Below are 16,965 nucleotides of genomic sequence, written 5' to 3'. Positions count from 1 at the left end.
GCGCGGGGTCCGCTGGTCCGTCGGACGACGGCGCCCCGCGGGCTGCATCAGGAAAAGAGTTCGTCGTAGTCGACGGTGGCGGTGCCCAGTTTGCCGACCACGATGCCGGCCGCGCGATTCGCGAGTCCGACCGCGTCAACGAGCGAAAGACCCGCGCCGAGCATCGCGGCGAGTGTCGCGATCACGGTGTCGCCCGCGCCCGACACATCATACACTTCGCGCGCAACGGCCGACGCGTGCAGGATGCCATCGTCGGAGAACAGCGTCATGCCCTCCTCCGAGCGCGTCAGCAGCAGCGCCTTGAACTGGAGCTCGGCGCGCAGCTTCGTGACGCGCGCGATCAGATCTTCCTCGGACTTCCACTGTCCGACGACCTCGCGCAATTCCGCGCGATTCGGCGTGATCAGCGTCGCGCCGCGATAGCGCTCCCAGTCGTCGCCCTTCGGATCGACGAGCACCGGTTTGCCGGCCGCGTGCGCCTTCGCGATCATTTGCGTGACGTGCGTGAGGCCGCCCTTCGCGTAGTCGGACATCAGGATCACGTCGTACGATGGCAGCAGCTCGTCGAAACGCGCGAGGCCCGCGAGCAGCACCTCGTGTGCCGGCGAGTTTTCGAAATCGACGCGCAGCAATTGCTGCTGACGCGACAGCACGCGCAGCTTGATCGTCGTCAGCAAGGCCGGATCGCGTTCCAGATGCGGCGTGACGCCGCTTTCGCCGAGCAGTTGCACGATGCGCTCGCCGGGCTCGTCATGACCGACCACGCACAAAAGACCCGCCTGCGCGCTGAGCGCGACCGCGTTGCGCGCGACGTTCGCCGCGCCGCCCAGCCGATCTTCCTGGCGCTGCACGTGCACGACCGGCACGGGCGCCTCCGGAGAAATGCGGTTGACGTCGCCGAACCAGTATCGGTCGAGCATCACGTCGCCGACCACCAGCACGCGCGCCGCGTTGAGCTGCGCGCGCGGCACGACCGTGAGCTTCTGCGCCGTCGTGGACGCGGGCGCCGCGGGCATGGCCTCAGGCATCGACCGGAAGTTCAGAGGGTTGGGCATAGGGGCGTCCAATGGCGTGGTAGTCGATACCGAGCTCGGTCATCGCGTCCGGTTCGTACAGGTTGCGGCCGTCGAAAATCAGCGGTGTCTTCAGCACCGATTTCAGATGCACGAAATCAGGACTCTTGAACTCCTTCCATTCGGTCACGATCACGAGCGCGTCGGCGCCGATCAGCGTTTCGTCCTGAGTGCTCGTGAACGTGAGACGCGCCAGCTGCTCCGGCGCAGCGTGCAGATCCATCGCGAATACGCGACGCGCCTCGGTCACGGCGACCGGATCGTACGCACGCACGTTCGCGCCGCGCGCAAGCAACTCGCCGATCACGCGACGGCTCGGCGCCTCGCGCATGTCGTCGGTATTCGGCTTGAACGCGAGACCCCACACCGCGAACGCGCGGCCGCTCAAATCCTCGCCGAGCTTCGCGGTGATCTTGTTCACGAGCACGTCCTTCTGCTGGTAGTTCACTTCCTCGACCGCCTCGAGAATCCGCAGGTTGTGGCCGCTCTCGCTCGCGGTGCGAATCAACGCCTGCACGTCCTTCGGGAAGCACGAGCCGCCATAGCCGCAGCCCGCATACAGGAAGTGATAGCCGATGCGCGGATCGGAACCGATGCCGCGGCGCACCGCTTCGATGTCGGCGCCGACCTTGTCCGCGAGATTCGACATCTCGTTCATGAACGAGATGCGCGTCGCGAGCATCGCGTTGGCCGCGTACTTGGTGAACTCGGCCGAGCGAACGTCCATGTACAGCGTGCGTTCGTGATTGCGGTTGAACGGCGCGTACAGACGCTTCATCATTTCGCGCGCCCGCACGCCCGGTTCGTCTTCGTCGATACCGATCACGATACGGTCGGGGCGCATGAAGTCGTCGACGGCCGCACCTTCCTTCAGGAACTCCGGATTCGACACGACCGAGAAGCGATGCTGCGCGCTGCCGGCGAGCCCGCGTTTCGCGAGCTCTTCATTGATCACCGCGCGCACGCGCTGCGCGGTGCCGACCGGCACCGTCGATTTGTCGACGATCACCTTGAAACCATTCATCGTGCGGCCGATGTTGCGCGCGGCCTCGAGCACATATTGCAGATCGGCGGAGCCGTCTTCGTCGGGCGGCGTGCCGACCGCGATGAACTGCACGTCGCCGTGCGCGACGCTCGCGGCGACATCGGTCGAGAACGTGATGCGGCCAGCCGCGCGCGTGCGGGCGATCATCTCCTGCAAGCCCGGTTCGTGAATCGGCACGCCGCCTTTGTTGAGGATGTCGATCTTGCGCTGATCGACGTCGAGACAGAAGACGTCATTGCCGATCTCGGCGAGACACGCGCCGGTGACAAGGCCCACATAGCCGGTGCCGATAATGGTGATTTTCATACGCTTTCCGGTGGAAGGTTCCGGTAATGAATGCCGCTCATGAGGCCGGCGATAAACTCGTTGCGAAATTCGCGGAGCGGTCGCGTCGCAATGAACGCCGACGCGGCCAAAGCCGCCCGTGCGGCGTCAACTCGGCGCGGTAATCGGCTCGACGCGGCGCGGTGCATAGGTTTCCCAACCGCTGCATCCGGGGCACTGCCAGTAGAAAAGCCGCGCCCGGAAACCACAATTCTGGCACGTATAGCGTGGCAGATTCTTGGTGCGCTGGCGGATCAGTGTGTGCATCAGTTCGAGCTCGCTGCGCCGCGGCTCTTCGGCGACGGCCTGCTGCGCTTCGAGCAGACGCGTCATGCCGGCCAGATTCGGCGACTTCTGCATCTGCGTGCGCGCGAGCGCATGCGCGGCATCGACGCCGCGCAGCGACGCGACGTGCTGATACGCGACGTCGAGCAGATCGTTGCTCGGATGACGGTCGACCCACGTGGTCAGCAGATCGGCGCCCTCCTGCGCGCGACCGAGCGCTTCATACGCCTTCATGATTTTCTCTGCGACGAGCGGCAGATACGCGGGGTTCTGCTCCTCGACGCCGCGCCATTGACCGATCGCCGCTTCGGACGCACCGCCGGCCGCGTCGACGTCGCCGAACAGGATGGTCGCCCGCACGTTGGTCGGGTTCGCCTTCAGCGCGAGACCGAGCTGATGACGCGCTTCGTCCGGTTTCTTCTGCTGCAGCGCTTCCTGAGCAAGTTCGCAATGGAACTGCGCGATTTCCTTCTCGAGCGACGGTGCGCCCATCGTTTCGAGGTGACGCGCGGTATCGATCGACTTGACCCAGTCCTTCTCGATCTCGTAGATCGTCAACAGCGCGCGTTGAGCGCCGAGTGCGTAATCGCCCGCCTGCAGCGAGCGGAAGGTTTCCTCGGCACGGTCGAGCAGACCCGCTTTCAGGAAGTCCTGGCCGAGTTCGTACAGCGCGTGATCGCGCTCACTGACAGGCAGGTCCGCGCGGCTCAGCAGATTTTGATGCACGCGGATCGCTCGATCCGTTTCGCCGCGCCGGCGGAACAGATTGCCGAGCGCGAAATGCAATTCGACCGTTTCAGGGTCGAGCTTGACGACCTCGATGAATGCGTCGATCGCCTGGTCGGGCTGCTCGTTGAGCAGGAAGTTCAGACCGCGAAAATAGGACCGCGGCAGGTTCGCGCTCTCGGACAGCAGCGTCTTGAGGTCGTAGCGCGCCGCCATCCAGCCGAACGCGAATGCGACGGGTATGACCAGCAGCCACCAGAAGTCTAGATCCATGCGATTAATGCAAATGTGCGGGAAAGCGAAAACGAAAAGCCGCGCTCAGAGCGCGCGGCGCAACGGAGTTCAGATCAGCGGCGGCAGCGGCGGCTGCTCGACGACGGCTGGCGTTTCGCGCGCCACGCGCAACTCGCGCCTGAGCCGGCCATTCTCCATGCGCAGACGTACGACGGCCGGCACCGCCGACACGAGCCCCGCGAGCAAGCCGATCACGAAAAACGCGAGACCGATCAGAATCAGAGGCGCCGACCAGACGTAGCCGGCGAGGAAATTCAGCGTAGCGGGTTGCGTGTTGGAGAGCGCCAGCACCAGCAGCAGCACGAACACCAGCACACGGATCAGCCAGACGATAAATTTCATGAATAGATCTCTTGACGGCAGTTGCGGGGTGACGCCGGCTCGATGACGCGTCGCGCCACGGTGTTGCCCGCGCCGAAGTGACCCGTATTGTAATGGATGACCTCGGGGCCGGGCAGCAAGTGGCGGGATGGCGCACTTACGGGTGATTCGCGAAATGCAAAGGACCGCACCGGGAGGCGCCCTCTTCTCAAAGGATGGACGAAAAAAAAGCGCCCGAAGGCGCTTTTCCTGGTCTTTTGCCGACTGGCTTTGGCCGCTGACGCTAGCTATGCCACGCTGCAAGACGCACAGCGGAGTCATTAAAGGTCGTCATCCGGCTCTTCGGCCTTCAGCGGCTCGCCCGCGCGACGGTCCACCCGCTCGCGCAATTCCTTGCCCGGCTTGAAGTGCGGTACGTACTTCTCAGGTACCAGCACCTTCTCGCCCGACTTCGGATTGCGTCCAACGCGGGAGGGACGGCGGTTGAGCCCGAAGCTGCCGAAGCCTCGAATTTCGATGCGATGACCTTTGGCAAGTGCCTCCGACATCGCATCGAGCATCGTCTTCACCGCGAAATCCGCATCCTTGAGAACAAGTTGCGGAAACCGCGTAGCCAGCTGGGCGACCAATTCCGATTTGGTCATACTGCAGCAGACCTCTCAGGCTTACTGGTTCTGGCCGTCGAGCTTGGCCTTCAGCAGCGCGCCGAGGTTCGTCGTGCCGGTAGCGGCTGCGCTCGAATCCGAAGCAGCGAGACCGCGGATGGCTTCCTGCTGCTCAGCCGAATCCTTCGCCTTGATCGACAGGTTGATGCCACGCGACTTGCGATCGATGTTGATGATCATCGCGTTGACCTTGTCGCCTTCCTTCAGCACGTTGCGAGCGTCTTCCACGCGGTCCTGGGCGATTTCCGAAGCACGCAGGTAGCCTTCGACTTCACCCGACAGCTGGACCACAGCACCCTTCGCGTCCACCGACTTGACAGTACCGTCAACGACCGAACCCTTGTCGTTCATTGCAACGTAGTTGCTGAACGGGTCGCCTTCGAGCTGCTTGATACCCAGCGAAATACGTTCCTTCTCGACGTCGATGCCGAGAACGATCGCTTCCACTTCGTCGCCCTTCTTGTACTTGCGAACGGCTTCCTCGCCGGTTTCGCTCCACGACAGATCCGACAGGTGAACCAGACCGTCGATGCCGCCCGGCAGACCGATGAACACGCCGAAGTCGGTGATCGACTTGATGGCGCCGCTGATCTTGTCGCCCTTCTTGAAGTTGCGGCTGAAGTCGTCCCACGGGTTCGGCTTGCACTGCTTCATGCCGAGGCTGATACGACGGCGGTCTTCGTCGATTTCGAGAACCATGACTTCGACTTCGTCGCCCAATTGGACAACCTTCGACGGAGCAACGTTCTTGTTGGTCCAGTCCATTTCCGACACGTGGACGAGGCCTTCGATGCCCGATTCCACTTCGACGAATGCGCCGTAGTCGGTGATGTTGGTGACCTTACCGAACAGACGCGTGCCCGACGGATAACGGCGCGAGATGCCTTCCCACGGATCGTCGCCCAATTGCTTGATACCGAGCGAAACGCGGTTCTTTTCCTGGTCGAACTTGAGGATCTTCGCGGTGACTTCCTGGCCAACCGACAGAACTTCGCTCGGGTGACGCACACGACGCCATGCGATGTCCGTGATGTGCAGCAGGCCGTCGATACCGCCGAGGTCCACGAACGCGCCGTAGTCGGTGATGTTCTTGACCACGCCTTCGACGATCGCGCCTTCCTTCAGCGTTTCGAGCAGCTTCGCGCGCTCTTCGCCTTGCGTTGCCTCGATGACAGCGCGGCGCGACAGCACGACGTTGTTACGCTTGCGGTCGAGCTTGATGACGCGGAATTCGAGCGTCTTGCCTTCGTACGGGGTGGTGTCCTTGACCGGACGCGTATCAACCAGCGAACCCGGCAGGAACGCGCGGATGCCGTTGACCATCACGGTCATACCGCCCTTGACCTTGCCCGTGATCGTGCCGGTTACGAGTTCGTTGTTGTCCAGCGCCTTTTCCAGCGACAGCCACGAAGCCAGACGCTTCGCCTTGTCACGCGACAGGATGGTGTCGCCATAGCCGTTTTCCAGCGCGTCGATCGCGACGGAAACGAAGTCGCCCGCCTGCACTTCTACCTCGCCCGCGTCGTTCAGGAATTCTTCGAGCGGGATGTAGGCTTCGGACTTCAGACCAGCGTTCACGACCACGAAGTTGTGGTCGACACGCACGACTTCCGCGGAGATCACTTCGCCAGCGCGCATGTCCTGCTTGGTCAGCGACTCTTCGAACAGAGCCGCAAAAGATTCGGTATTCGGGGTAGAGGTTTGCAGGTCGGACATAAAAATCAGAGTTTGCATGGTCTTCGCAACGCCTGGCTCACCGGACTGGTCAGCAACTGCGGCAAATACGCGAACGCCACGCGGGGTTAAAGGGTTAAAAAAACAACGCTTCGCGACCATCGCGAAGCACCTACCAACAACAGGACTGCCGCTGTCTGGCCACTACCGCATGACCGTTTCAGTTACGCATGCGGGACCAGCGCTTCATACCATTGCACCACCTGCTCGACCGCCTGGTCGACCGACAATGCGGAGGTATCAAGCAGTTTTGCATCCGCCGCGGGCTTGAGCGGCGCGGCCGCGCGCTGACTGTCACGCTCGTCGCGCTCACGCAAATCCCGGAGCAAGTCATCTATATTAGCAGAAAATCCTTTTTGGATCAATTGCTTATGCCGGCGCGTCGCGCGGGCCTCGACGCTCGCCGTCATGAACACCTTCAGCACGGCATCCTGAAAGATCACGGTGCCCATGTCGCGCCCGTCGGCGACGAGCCCCGGCTGCTTGCGAAACGCCCGCTGACGCGCCACCAGCGCGGTTCGCACCGGCGCGTGAACGGCGATCGCCGAGGCGCGGCTGCCCACTTCCTCGGCACGAATTTCGGTCGATACATCGACGCCGTCGAGCTGCGCGAGCCCCTCGCGAAACGTGATATGCAGGTCGTCGATCAGTTTGACAAGTGCGTCGACGTCGTCCGCCGCGATGCCGTAGCGCAGGCTCGCGAGTGCCGCGAGCCGGTAGAGCGCGCCGCTGTCGAGCAGGTGAAAGCCGAGGTTGGCGGCCACCATCGCGGCCACAGTGCCTTTGCCGGAGGCGCTGGGGCCGTCGATCGTAATGACGGGCGTCTGGTGAAAGGGACGGATCGGTTTCATCTAAAAATGTCGCACATCGGGCGATTCGCACGCGAATCTGGATTGCATCAGGGTTGCGCGAGCGCCGTGAAGCGCTCGAAATAATCGGGGAACGTCTTGCCGACGCACCTCGGGTCGTTGATGCGGATCGGCACACCGCCCAAGCTCACGAGCGAGAAGCACATCGCCATACGGTGGTCGTCGTAGGTGTCGATCGCGGCATTCGGGATGAGCTTTTCGGGCGGCGTGACGACGAGGAAATCCTCGCCCTCCTGCACCTTCGCGCCGACCTTGCGCAGCTCGGTCGCCATCGCGGCGATGCGGTCGGTTTCCTTGACGCGCCAGCTTGCGATGTTGCGCAGCGTGGTGGTGCCGTCCGCGAACAGCGCAGCGACCGCGATCGTCATCGCCGCGTCGGGGATCAGGTTGAAGTCCATGTCGATCGGATCGAGCTTGCCATGGTCGTTGCCGACGCCGCGCACTTCGATCCAGTCCTCGCCCATCTGCAGGTTCGCGCCCATCTTGATCAGCGCATCGGCAAAGCCGACGTCGCCCTGGATGCTCGAGCGGCCCACCCCATCCACTCTCAGCGGGCCGCCGCCGAGCGCTCCCGCGGCGAGGAAATACGACGCCGACGACGCATCCCCCTCCACCATGATCGCGCCTGGCGACTGATAACGCTGCCCGGCTGGCACCACGAACTGGTGCCAGCCGTGACGCTCGACGTTGATGCCGAAGCGCGCCATCAGCTTGATCGTGATCTCGATGTACGGCTTCGAGATCAGCTCGCCGTCGACCTGCACGGTGGTGACGCCGCTCGCGGTGCGCAAGAGCGGCAGCGTCATCAGCAGCGAGGTCAGAAACTGGCTCGACACGTCGCCGCGCACGCGGATCGGCGCGTCGGCCGTGGTCTGGGCGGGACGGATGCGTAGCGGCGGATAGCCTTCGTTCTGTTCGTAGTCGATCTTCGCGCCGATCTGGCGCAGGCCGTCGACGAGATCGCCGATCGGCCGCTCGTGCATGCGCGGCACGCCGTGGATCCGGTAGTCGCCGCCGTTCACGGAGAGGGCCGCGGTCAGCGGACGCACCGCCGTACCCGCGTTGCCGAGGAACAGGTCGGCCGTTCGCGCGGTGAACGCGCCGCGCGTGCCGGTCACGACGCAGGTGTCACCGTCGCGCTTCAGACGTACGCCAAGCTTTTCGAGCGCGGCGAGCATCACGCGGGTGTCATCGGAATCGAGCAGGTTCGTGATCGTCGTCTCGCCTTCGGCGAGCGCGGCGAGCAGCAGCACGCGGTTCGAGATGCTCTTCGAGCCGGGCAGACGAATCGTGCCGGACGCACGGGAAAAAGGTCCGAGATCGAGGAATTCCATGATGTGTCCAGTTTCCGGTTATTTGGACGCGTCGCTGGAGGCCACGCCAGCCGCGCGCTGCTCCTGCCACTGACTGCGCGCGACGCGCGAGCGCGCGAACACCGCTTCGAGCGCGGCGCCGTCGCCGGCCTCGATCGCCGTGCGCAGGCGCGCGAGCACCGCGGTATACGCGTCGAGTTCGTCGAGCAGCGCCGCGCGATTGGCGACGCAGACGTCGCGCCACATCTCCGGACTCGACGCGGCGATGCGCGTGAAGTCGCGGAATCCGCCCGCCGCGAACGAGAACTTCAAAGCGGCGTCGGGCGAACTGAGGATTTGTTCGACGAGCGCGAACGACAGCACGTGCGGTAGATGACTGACCGACGCGAACACGCGGTCGTGCTGCTGCGGCGTCATGTCCCGCACCAAGGCGCCGGTGGCGCGCCACATCGCCGCGACGCGCTCGACCGCTTCCGGCGCGTTCTCCGGCAGCGGGCACAGCACGACGTTGCGGTTCACATACAGATCGGGCAGCGCGGCGTCGACGCCGCTCGACTCGCGGCCGGCGATCGGATGGCCCGGCACGAACTGGCCGATCCGTGCACCGAGCGCCGCGCGCGCGGCGGCAACCACGTCGGACTTGGTGCTGCCCGCATCGGTGACGATCGTGTTGGCGTCGAGATGCAGCGCCATGCGTTCGAGTAGCGGCTGTGTCTGCGCGACCGGCGCCGCGAGCAGCACGAAGTCCGCGCCCGCTAGCGCGTCGCGCAGCGCGGCGTCGTCGGTGAGCGCCGCAGCGCCGTCGATCACCCCGAGCGCCAACGCGCGCTCGCTCGACGCGGACGTCCGTCCCACCCCAACCACCGTGCGTGCCCCGCCGGCCTCGCCGCGTTCGCGCAACGCGCGCGCGAGCGATCCGCCGATCAGGCCGACACCGAAAATCACCAGCTTGTTAAAAGAAAACGCGGCCACGTCGCTCACACAATACGGACAATAAGCGCGCCGCTCCTGCCGGCCGACGCGCGGGATCAAGGAGCAATGCTTACGCAGCGGCAGGCTCGGCAAGCGTCTTTTCGAGCGCCGCGAGGAACGCTCCGTTTTCCTCCGGCAGGCCGATCGTGATGCGTAGCCATTGCGGCAAACCGTAGTTGCCGACCGGTCGCACGATCACAGCCTGTTTCAGCAGCGCGAGATTCACCCGGGCGCCGGCTTCGTCGTCACCGCCGACGCGCACGAGCACGAAGTTACCTTCGGACGGCACGTATTCGAGACCGAGCTTGTCGAACGCCTCGGTCAGAAGCTTATAGCCCTGCGCGTTCAGCGCTGCGCTCTGTTCCAGAAATGCGCTGTCGTTCAGTGCCGCAATCGCCGCGGCCTGCGCGAGCGTATTGACGTTAAACGGCTGACGCAGTCGATTCAGCAGATCGGTCAAGCCGGGCTGCGCGATCGCGAAGCCGATACGCAGGCCCGCCAGGCCGAACGCCTTCGAGAAAGTGCGCGACACCAGCAGGTTCGGATAGCGGCGCACCCAGTCGATCGAGTTATAGCGCTTGTCCGCCGACAGATACTCGGTGTACGCCTCGTCGAGCACGACGACCACATGGCGCGGCACTTTGCCGAGAAACGCCTCGAGCGTAGGACCGTCGACGAACGTACCGGTCGGATTGTTCGGATTGGCGACGAACACGAGACGCGTGTCGTCGTCGATCGCGGCAAGCATCGCGTCGAGGTCGTGACCATAGTGCACGGCCGGCACGACGATCGCGCGCGCGCCGACGCCTTGCGTTGCGAGCGCATAGACCGCGAACGAATACTCCGAGAACACTACCGCCTGGCCCTTCTCGACGAACGCGTGCGCGGCGAGTTCGAGGTTGTCATTGCTGCCGTTGCCGAGCGTGATCCACTCGGCCGGCACGCCGTAGCGCGCGGCGAGCGCCGCCTTCAGTTCGAAACCGTTCGAGTCCGGATAGCGGCCGAGGTCGGCGATCGCCTGCGCCATCGCGCGCTGCGCGGATTCCGGCATGCCGAGCGGATTCTCGTTCGATGCCAGCTTCACGATGCTCGCCTCGTCGAGACCAAACTCGCGGGCCACTTCCGAAATCGGCTTGCCGGCGATGTACGGCGCGATCGCACGCACATAGGAAGGGCCGAAAGACGCTGTCATGAAAATCTCCGAACGACGATGGATAGTGAAATATGCGTTCGGGCAGTGCACTTGGCGCCGCCCGGACGGCGCTGCCAGCCCTTACCGGGCGCGCGGATACGAGCCGAGTATTTTCAGGAACGCGGCCTTCTCGCCGAGCCCGGCGAGCGCGGCGGCCACGGCCGGGTCGTCGCGATGGCCTTCGACATCGATATAGAAGTAGTACTCCCACGTGCCGACGCGCGCCGGGCGCGATTCGAAACGCGTCATCGACACGCCGTGGCGCGCCAGCGGCTCGAGCAGCTTGACCATCGCACCCGGTTCGTTCACGACCGACACAATCAGCGAGGTCTGGTCGTAGCCGCTCGGACCGGTCGGCTGCTTGCCGATCATCACGAAGCGTGTGCGGTTGTGCGGATCGTCCTGGATCAGCGCGTTGGTGACCTGCAGGCCGTAGTGGATCGCGGCGCGGTCGCCGGCGATGGCCGCGACCGTCGGATCTTCGGCTGCCATCCGTGCAGCTTCCGCGTTGCTCGACACCGCCTGGCGCTCGAGATGCGGCGCGTTGGTCGACAGCCAGCGCTGGCACTGCGCGAGCGCCTGGGCGTGCGCGCACACGCGCGTGACGCCGGCGAGCCCGTTTTGCGTGAGCAGGTTGTGATGAATCGGCAATGCGAGTTCGCCGCCGATGGTCAGCTGCGTTTGCAGCAGCAGATCCAGCGTGCGCGACACCGCGCCTTCGGTCGAATTCTCGACCGGCACGACGCCGTAGTCGGCGGCGCCCGCCTCGACCGAGCGGAACACTTCATCGATCGACGGGCACGGCAGCCCTTCGATCGACTGACCGAAGTACTCATGCATCGCCTGTTCGCTATAGGTGCCGACGGGCCCGAGGTACGCGGCCTTGATGGTCTTTTCGAGCGCGCGGCTTGCGGCCATGATCTCGCGCCAGATCGCGCCGATGTGTTCGTCCGCAAGCGGCCCCGCGCTCATCTCCTGCAGGCGCGCGATCACCTGCATCTCGCGCTCGGGTCGGAACACCGGTGCGTTGAAATGCTTCTTGACCTCCCCGACTTCGAGCGCGACCGACGCGCGCTGGTTCAGGAGCGCGATCAACTGCGCGTCGAGCGCGTCGATGCGATCGCGCAGAGGTTTGAGTCGTGTATTGAGTTCGTCGTCCATGCGTAAAACGGCTTTGCCGGGTAACTGCTGGAAAAGAGGCGCACGCCTGCCGGTCAGTGTGACTCAGGCACTGCGCTGTTCGAATTCCTTCATGTATTCGACAAGCGCTTTGACGCCTTCGAGCGGGACGGCGTTATAAATCGACGCCCGCATGCCGCCGACGGACTTGTGGCCCTTTAGCTGCACCAATCCCCGCGCTTTCGCGCCGGACAGGAAATCTTCGTTGCGCGACTCGTCGGCGAGGAAGAACGGTACGTTCATCCGGGAGCGCGAGCCACGCTCGACCTTGTTCAGATAGAAGCTGCTCGAGTCGATCGTGTCGTACAGCAGCTTCGATTTTTCGAGGTTGCGTGCCTCCATCGCCAGGAGGCCGCCCTGCTTCTTCAACCACTTGAACACGAGCCCGGCAATATAGATCGCGTAGGTGGGCGGAGTGTTGTACATCGAATTGTTCTCGGCGACGGTCTTCCATTCGAACGCCGACGGGCAGATCGGCATCGCGCGATCGAGCATGTCCTCACGCACGATCACGACCGTCACGCCGGCCATGCCGATGTTCTTCTGCGCACCGCCGAATAGCACGCCGTATTTGGCGATGTCCATCGGGCGCGACAGGATATGCGACGACGCATCCGCGACGAGCGGAGTATCGCCGAGGTCGGGAATCTCGAAGGTTTCGACGCCGTGAATGGTCTCGTTGGTGCACAAGTGCACGTAAGCCGGATCGTCCGACAGCTGCCATTCCGAGCGCGCCGGCGCGCGGGTGAAGCCCTCGGCTGTCTTGCCGGTCGCGGCGAGATGCACGCTGCCGTATTTCTGCGCTTCCTTGAACGATTTCTCCGACCACGAGCCGGTGATGACGAAATCCGCGCGCGGTTTCGAGCCGAGCAGGTTCATCGGCACGATCGCGTTTTCGCCGAGTCCGCCGCCCTGCAGAAACAGGATGCGGTGGCTTGCCGGCACCTGCAGCAACTCGCGCAAATCGGTCAGCGCTTCCTCGTGGATCAACATGAATTCCTTGCCGCGATGGCTCATTTCCATCACGCTCATACCACTGCCTTGCCAATTCAGCATCTCGTCGGCTGCCTGGCGCAGCACTTCTTCGGGCATGGCCGCTGGGCCGGCGGAGAAATTAAAGACGCGCATGTGAGGTCCTGGAAGCGGGCGCGAAATAACGAAGTCGCGCGGGAATCGGCGAAAAGAACTGCGAAATGGCTCGCCGAAAAAGAAAATGGTCGTCTGCGCCAGTGCGCAAACGACCATTATCGCATTGTCGCCGCCAACCCGCCACGCCGGGTGGCCCAGTGGGCGCGACGACAGGCCGGCTGATCAGCGCAGCCTGCGAGCGGAATTTACTTGGCAGCCGGCTTGACCGATGCGACTTCCTTGTCGGCCTGCTCACGCGTTGCCTTGATCGATTCCGGCATGTACTTCTGCATCAGACCGTTCACGACGTCGCGGCCAACCTGGTCTTGCACCTGGATGAACTTGCGACCGGTCGGGCTCTTGTAGAACGTGGTCAGATCCTTGATTTCCGACGTGCTGTAGTACTTTGCGTACGCGTCGTACTGAGATTGCATCGCGTCCTGACGGAAAGAGTCGGTCGCGAACACCTGGCCCGCGCTGTCCACCAGCTTCGGCACTGCGTTCTTTTGCAGCGTCGGCACGGCGGCCTGCTTCTGCTTGTCCGTCATCGTCTTGTTCTCGGTCAGCGCGTCCGACAGGATTGCCGGAACGAGCTGCTTGGCCTGCATCTGCGCGCTGTTGCCGATTGCGCCAACCAGCTTCTGCGCATCGATGGCGTCGAGCAGCTCCTTGATGGCAGCTTGCTTGGCCGGATCAACCGGTGCTGCTGCGGCAGCCGGAGCCGCAGGCGCCTGGTTCTGCAGCGCTTGAGCCATGGCGAAGGTCGGCACGATGGCAGCCAGCAACATCAGTTGTTTGAATCGTTTTTGCATCACTACTCCCTAAGAGAAATTAACTTGAACTGCACGCCACACGGGAAAGCGTACCGGCCCGATACGCGGTGACCCGCAGCGTAGCTTCAACGTATTAACTGAGACTGAAAGCCGCTGGCACGGATCAAGCCGCGCCGCCGCCCTCACCGCCGTTATCACCTTCAGCGGAGCCGTCGGAATCGCTTTCCGACTCGCCCTCGGCCTCCGCTACCTGTTGCAGACCGGACAGCTTGGTCCCTTCGTCAAGGCTGATGAGTGTAACACCTTGCGTTGCGCGTCCCATTTCGCGAATTTCCGACACACGCGTGCGAATCAGCACGCCCGTCGTGGTAATCAGCATGATCTGCGCTTCCGGGTCCACCAGCGTCGCGGCAACGACCTTGCCGTTACGCTCCGACGTCTGGATTGCGATCATGCCCTTCGTGCCGCGGCCGTGACGCGTGTACTCGGTGATTGGGGTGCGCTTGCCGTAGCCGTTCTCGGTTGCGGTGAGCACCGACTGCTGCTCGTCGTCGGCCACCAGCAACGCGATCACGTTCTGGCCGTCCTCGAGTTGCATGCCGCGCACGCCGCGCGCCTCGCGGCCCATTGGACGCACGTCGTTTTCGTCGAAGCGCACTGCCTTGCCCGAATCCGAGAACAGCATCACGTCGTGCTGGCCGTCGGTGATCGCGGCGCCGATCAGGTAATCGCCCTCATCGAGACCGACCGCAATAATACCCTTGCGCAACGGCCGGCTAAATGCTTCCAGCGGCGTCTTTTTTACCGTTCCCAACGCGGTCGCCATGAACACGAACTTGTCGGCCGAGAACTCCTTGACCGGCAGCACGACCGTGATCTTTTCGCCTTCTTGCAGCGGGAACATATTGACGATCGGCCGGCCGCGCGAATTGCGCGAACCCTGCGGCACTTCGTAGACCTTGACCCAGTACACACGGCCGCGGTTCGAGAAGCACAGGATGTGGTCGTGCGTATTGGCAATGAACAGCGTGTCGATCCAGTCGTCTTCCTTCATGGAAGTGGCCTGCTTGCCACGACCACCGCGCTTCTGGGCTCGATATTCGGACAACGGTTGCGATTTCACGTAGCCCGCGTGCGACATCGTCACGACCATTTCCTGCGGCGTGATCAGGTCTTCGGTGTTCAGCTCGGTCGCGTTCAACTCGATCTTCGAGCGACGCGCATCGCCGAATTCGGCCTTGATGGACGTGAGTTCGTCGACGATGATCGCCGAAATGCGTTCCGGGCGAGCCAGAATGTCCAGCAGGTCAGCGATCTGCGCCATCACGTCGCGGTATTCGCCGATGATCTTGTCTTGCTCGAGACCGGTCAGTCGCTGCAGGCGCATCTGCAGGATTTCCTGCGCCTGCGTATCGGACAGACGGTAAAGGCCGTCGGTCTGCATGCCGAACGACGGGTTCAGTCCCTCCGGACGATAAGCTTCGCGACCGCCCGCCGACGCGTTTTCCGACTCGGCGCGTGACAGCATTTCGCGCACGAGCGACGAATCCCACGCGCGCGACATCAGCTCCTGCTTGGCGATCGGCGGTGTCGGCGCGGCCTTGATGAGCGCGATGAATTCGTCGATGTTCGCGAGCGCAACCGCGAGACCTTCGAGCACGTGACCACGTTCGCGCGCCTTGCGCAGTTCGTAGACGGTGCGCCGCGTCAGCACTTCCCGGCGATGCGACAGGAAGCACGTCAGCATTTCCTTCACATTCAGGAGCTTCGGCTGGCCGTCGACGAGCGCGACCATGTTCATACCGAACGTGTCCTGAAGCTGGGTCGCCTTGTACAGATTGTTCAGCACAACCTCGGGCACTTCGCCGCGCTTCAGCTCGATCACGACGCGCATCCCGCTCTTGTCGGATTCGTCGCGGATGTCGGAAATGCCTTCGAGCTTCTTCTCGTTGACGAGCTCGGCGATGCGCTCGAGCAGCGAGCGCTTGTTCACCTGATAGGGCAGCTCGTCGACAATGATCGCCATGCGCTGGCCACGGTCGATTTCCTCGAAGTGCGTCAGCGCGCGCATCACGACGCGGCCGCGGCCGGTGCGATAGCCGTCGCGCACGCCGGCCACGCCGTAGATGATGCCGGCGGTGGGGAAGTCGGGCGCGGGGATGATCTCGATCAGCTCGTCGATCGTCGCTTCCGGGTTTTTCAGCAGATGCTGACACGCGTCGACGACTTCATTGAGGTTGTGCGGCGGGATATTGGTCGCCATGCCGACCGCGATGCCGGACGAACCATTGATCAGCAGATTAGGGATGCGCGCGGGCAGGATGGCCGGCTCGTTCTCGCTGCCGTCGTAGTTCGGCACGAAGTCGACCGTTTCCTTGTCGATGTCGGCCAGCAGTTCGTGGCCGATCTTCGCCATGCGGATTTCGGTGTAACGCATCGCCGCGGCATTGTCGCCGTCGACGGAACCGAAGTTCCCCTGGCCGTCGACGAGCATGTAGCGCAGCGAGAAGTCCTGCGCCATCCGTACGATCGTGTCGTAGACAGCGGTGTCGCCGTGCGGATGGTATTTACCGATGACGTCGCCGACGATACGCGCCGACTTCTTGTAGGCGCGGTTCCAGTCGTTGTTCAGCTCGTGCATCGCGAACAGCACGCGCCGGTGCACCGGCTTCAGGCCATCGCGGACATCGGGAAGCGCTCGCCCTACGATCACGCTCATCGCGTAATCGAGATACGAACGGCGCATTTCCTCCTCAAGGGAGATTGGCAGAGTCTCTTTGGCGAATTGATCCATTATCCGTATCTTTTACGTGCGAAGGCGGGGTTTCGCCGCTTCTTCGCGTAAGCATTGCAGGCGCAACGCATCACGCGATTCTAACATGCCACGAATCCACGCCCGACGAAGGTACGTATACATATTAGAGGGCCACCGGCCAACACCTCGCCGATCGCACAATTTCAGTCTCATCAGGCTCGATTCCTGCATGGGACCAATTCGCCGCTCAGCCAGAGCCGGCGGACCGCTCAGACGAAAACATTTGTTGCGCATGCACCACAATTGGAGGGGGATTT

14 protein-coding genes are annotated in these 16,965 nt (G+C 63.3%); all 14 read right to left on the bottom strand.

Annotation, left to right across the window (positions count from 1 at the left end; all coding sequences use genetic code 11):
• Window positions 1–47: 47 nt before the first annotated feature.
• Window positions 48–1,055: a D-glycero-beta-D-manno-heptose-7-phosphate kinase gene (gene rfaE1 / locus OKW39_RS17015; protein WP_090801312.1), complete on the bottom strand. Its 1,008-nt coding sequence runs from the start codon at window positions 1,053–1,055 to the stop codon at window positions 48–50.
• Complete coding sequence (locus OKW39_RS17010) at window positions 1,021–2,424, bottom strand: UDP-glucose dehydrogenase family protein (RefSeq protein ID WP_090801314.1); 1,404 nt, start codon at window positions 2,422–2,424, stop codon at window positions 1,021–1,023. Before OKW39_RS17010 ends, rfaE1 begins: the two co-directional genes overlap by 35 nt.
• 126 nt (window positions 2,425–2,550) lie before the next feature.
• On the bottom strand, window positions 2,551–3,726 hold the full coding sequence (lapB, locus tag OKW39_RS17005) for a lipopolysaccharide assembly protein LapB (protein WP_429335120.1): 1,176 nt from the start codon (window positions 3,724–3,726) through the stop codon (window positions 2,551–2,553).
• Window positions 3,727–3,795: 69 nt separating this feature from the next.
• Complete coding sequence (locus tag OKW39_RS17000; protein WP_090801318.1) at window positions 3,796–4,089, bottom strand: LapA family protein; 294 nt, start codon at window positions 4,087–4,089, stop codon at window positions 3,796–3,798.
• 299 nt (window positions 4,090–4,388) lie between these two features.
• A complete protein-coding gene (locus tag OKW39_RS16995; RefSeq protein ID WP_006050255.1) occupies window positions 4,389–4,712 on the bottom strand; it encodes an integration host factor subunit beta in 324 nt (107 codons plus the stop codon).
• Window positions 4,713–4,733: 21 nt separating this feature from the next.
• Entirely contained in the window at window positions 4,734–6,467 is a 1,734-nt protein-coding gene (gene rpsA, locus OKW39_RS16990; protein ID WP_008921410.1) for a 30S ribosomal protein S1, read from the bottom strand.
• 164 nt (window positions 6,468–6,631) lie between these two features.
• Window positions 6,632–7,318, bottom strand: a complete 687-nt coding sequence (gene cmk / locus OKW39_RS16985; protein ID WP_090801320.1) for a (d)CMP kinase — start codon at window positions 7,316–7,318, stop codon at window positions 6,632–6,634.
• Window positions 7,319–7,365: 47 nt separating this feature from the next.
• Window positions 7,366–8,670, bottom strand: a complete 1,305-nt coding sequence (gene aroA, locus OKW39_RS16980; protein WP_429563084.1) for a 3-phosphoshikimate 1-carboxyvinyltransferase — start codon at window positions 8,668–8,670, stop codon at window positions 7,366–7,368.
• An 18-nt stretch (window positions 8,671–8,688) separates the two neighbouring features.
• Window positions 8,689–9,630: a prephenate dehydrogenase gene (locus OKW39_RS16975; protein WP_429363807.1), complete on the bottom strand. Its 942-nt coding sequence runs from the start codon at window positions 9,628–9,630 to the stop codon at window positions 8,689–8,691.
• A 61-nt stretch (window positions 9,631–9,691) separates the two neighbouring features.
• Window positions 9,692–10,813 (bottom strand): histidinol-phosphate transaminase, encoded by a 1,122-nt coding sequence (hisC, locus tag OKW39_RS16970; RefSeq protein ID WP_429563083.1) that lies wholly within the window; start codon window positions 10,811–10,813, stop codon window positions 9,692–9,694.
• 81 nt (window positions 10,814–10,894) lie between these two features.
• Complete coding sequence (pheA, locus tag OKW39_RS16965) at window positions 10,895–11,974, bottom strand: prephenate dehydratase (protein ID WP_090801324.1); 1,080 nt, start codon at window positions 11,972–11,974, stop codon at window positions 10,895–10,897.
• 63 nt (window positions 11,975–12,037) lie between these two features.
• Complete coding sequence (serC, locus tag OKW39_RS16960) at window positions 12,038–13,120, bottom strand: 3-phosphoserine/phosphohydroxythreonine transaminase (RefSeq protein WP_184070725.1); 1,083 nt, start codon at window positions 13,118–13,120, stop codon at window positions 12,038–12,040.
• A 206-nt stretch (window positions 13,121–13,326) separates the two neighbouring features.
• Complete coding sequence (locus OKW39_RS16955; protein ID WP_090801328.1) at window positions 13,327–13,932, bottom strand: DUF2059 domain-containing protein; 606 nt, start codon at window positions 13,930–13,932, stop codon at window positions 13,327–13,329.
• Between the two features lie 124 nt (window positions 13,933–14,056).
• Window positions 14,057–16,687 (bottom strand): DNA gyrase subunit A, encoded by a 2,631-nt coding sequence (gyrA, locus tag OKW39_RS16950; RefSeq protein ID WP_429335123.1) that lies wholly within the window; start codon window positions 16,685–16,687, stop codon window positions 14,057–14,059.
• Window positions 16,688–16,965 lie beyond the last annotated feature (278 nt).

The organism is Paraburkholderia sp. MM6662-R1 (assembly GCF_050436245.1).
GTDB lineage: Bacteria > Pseudomonadota > Gammaproteobacteria > Burkholderiales > Burkholderiaceae > Paraburkholderia > Paraburkholderia tuberum.
This window is presented reverse-complemented; position numbering and strand designations above follow the sequence as displayed.

Excerpts from the sequence above, each read along its gene's own strand:
- rfaE1 (WP_090801312.1), bottom strand. The coding sequence starts at position 1,055 with ATGCCCAACCCTCTGAACTTCCGGTCGATGCCTGAGGCCATGCCCGCG.
- OKW39_RS17010 (WP_090801314.1), bottom strand. The coding sequence starts at position 2,424 with ATGAAAATCACCATTATCGGCACCGGCTATGTGGGCCTTGTCACCGGC.
- lapB (WP_429335120.1), bottom strand. The coding sequence starts at position 3,726 with ATGGATCTAGACTTCTGGTGGCTGCTGGTCATACCCGTCGCATTCGCG.
- OKW39_RS17000 (WP_090801318.1), bottom strand. The coding sequence starts at position 4,089 with ATGAAATTTATCGTCTGGCTGATCCGTGTGCTGGTGTTCGTGCTGCTG.
- OKW39_RS16995 (WP_006050255.1), bottom strand. The coding sequence starts at position 4,712 with ATGACCAAATCGGAATTGGTCGCCCAGCTGGCTACGCGGTTTCCGCAA.
- rpsA (WP_008921410.1), bottom strand. The coding sequence starts at position 6,467 with ATGCAAACTCTGATTTTTATGTCCGACCTGCAAACCTCTACCCCGAAT.
- cmk (WP_090801320.1), bottom strand. The coding sequence starts at position 7,318 with ATGAAACCGATCCGTCCCTTTCACCAGACGCCCGTCATTACGATCGAC.
- aroA (WP_429563084.1), bottom strand. The coding sequence starts at position 8,670 with ATGGAATTCCTCGATCTCGGACCTTTTTCCCGTGCGTCCGGCACGATT.
- hisC (WP_429563083.1), bottom strand. The coding sequence starts at position 10,813 with ATGACAGCGTCTTTCGGCCCTTCCTATGTGCGTGCGATCGCGCCGTAC.
- pheA (WP_090801324.1), bottom strand. The coding sequence starts at position 11,974 with ATGGACGACGAACTCAATACACGACTCAAACCTCTGCGCGATCGCATC.
- serC (WP_184070725.1), bottom strand. The coding sequence starts at position 13,120 with ATGCGCGTCTTTAATTTCTCCGCCGGCCCAGCGGCCATGCCCGAAGAA.
- OKW39_RS16955 (WP_090801328.1), bottom strand. The coding sequence starts at position 13,932 with ATGCAAAAACGATTCAAACAACTGATGTTGCTGGCTGCCATCGTGCCG.
- gyrA (WP_429335123.1), bottom strand. The coding sequence starts at position 16,687 with ATGGATCAATTCGCCAAAGAGACTCTGCCAATCTCCCTTGAGGAGGAA.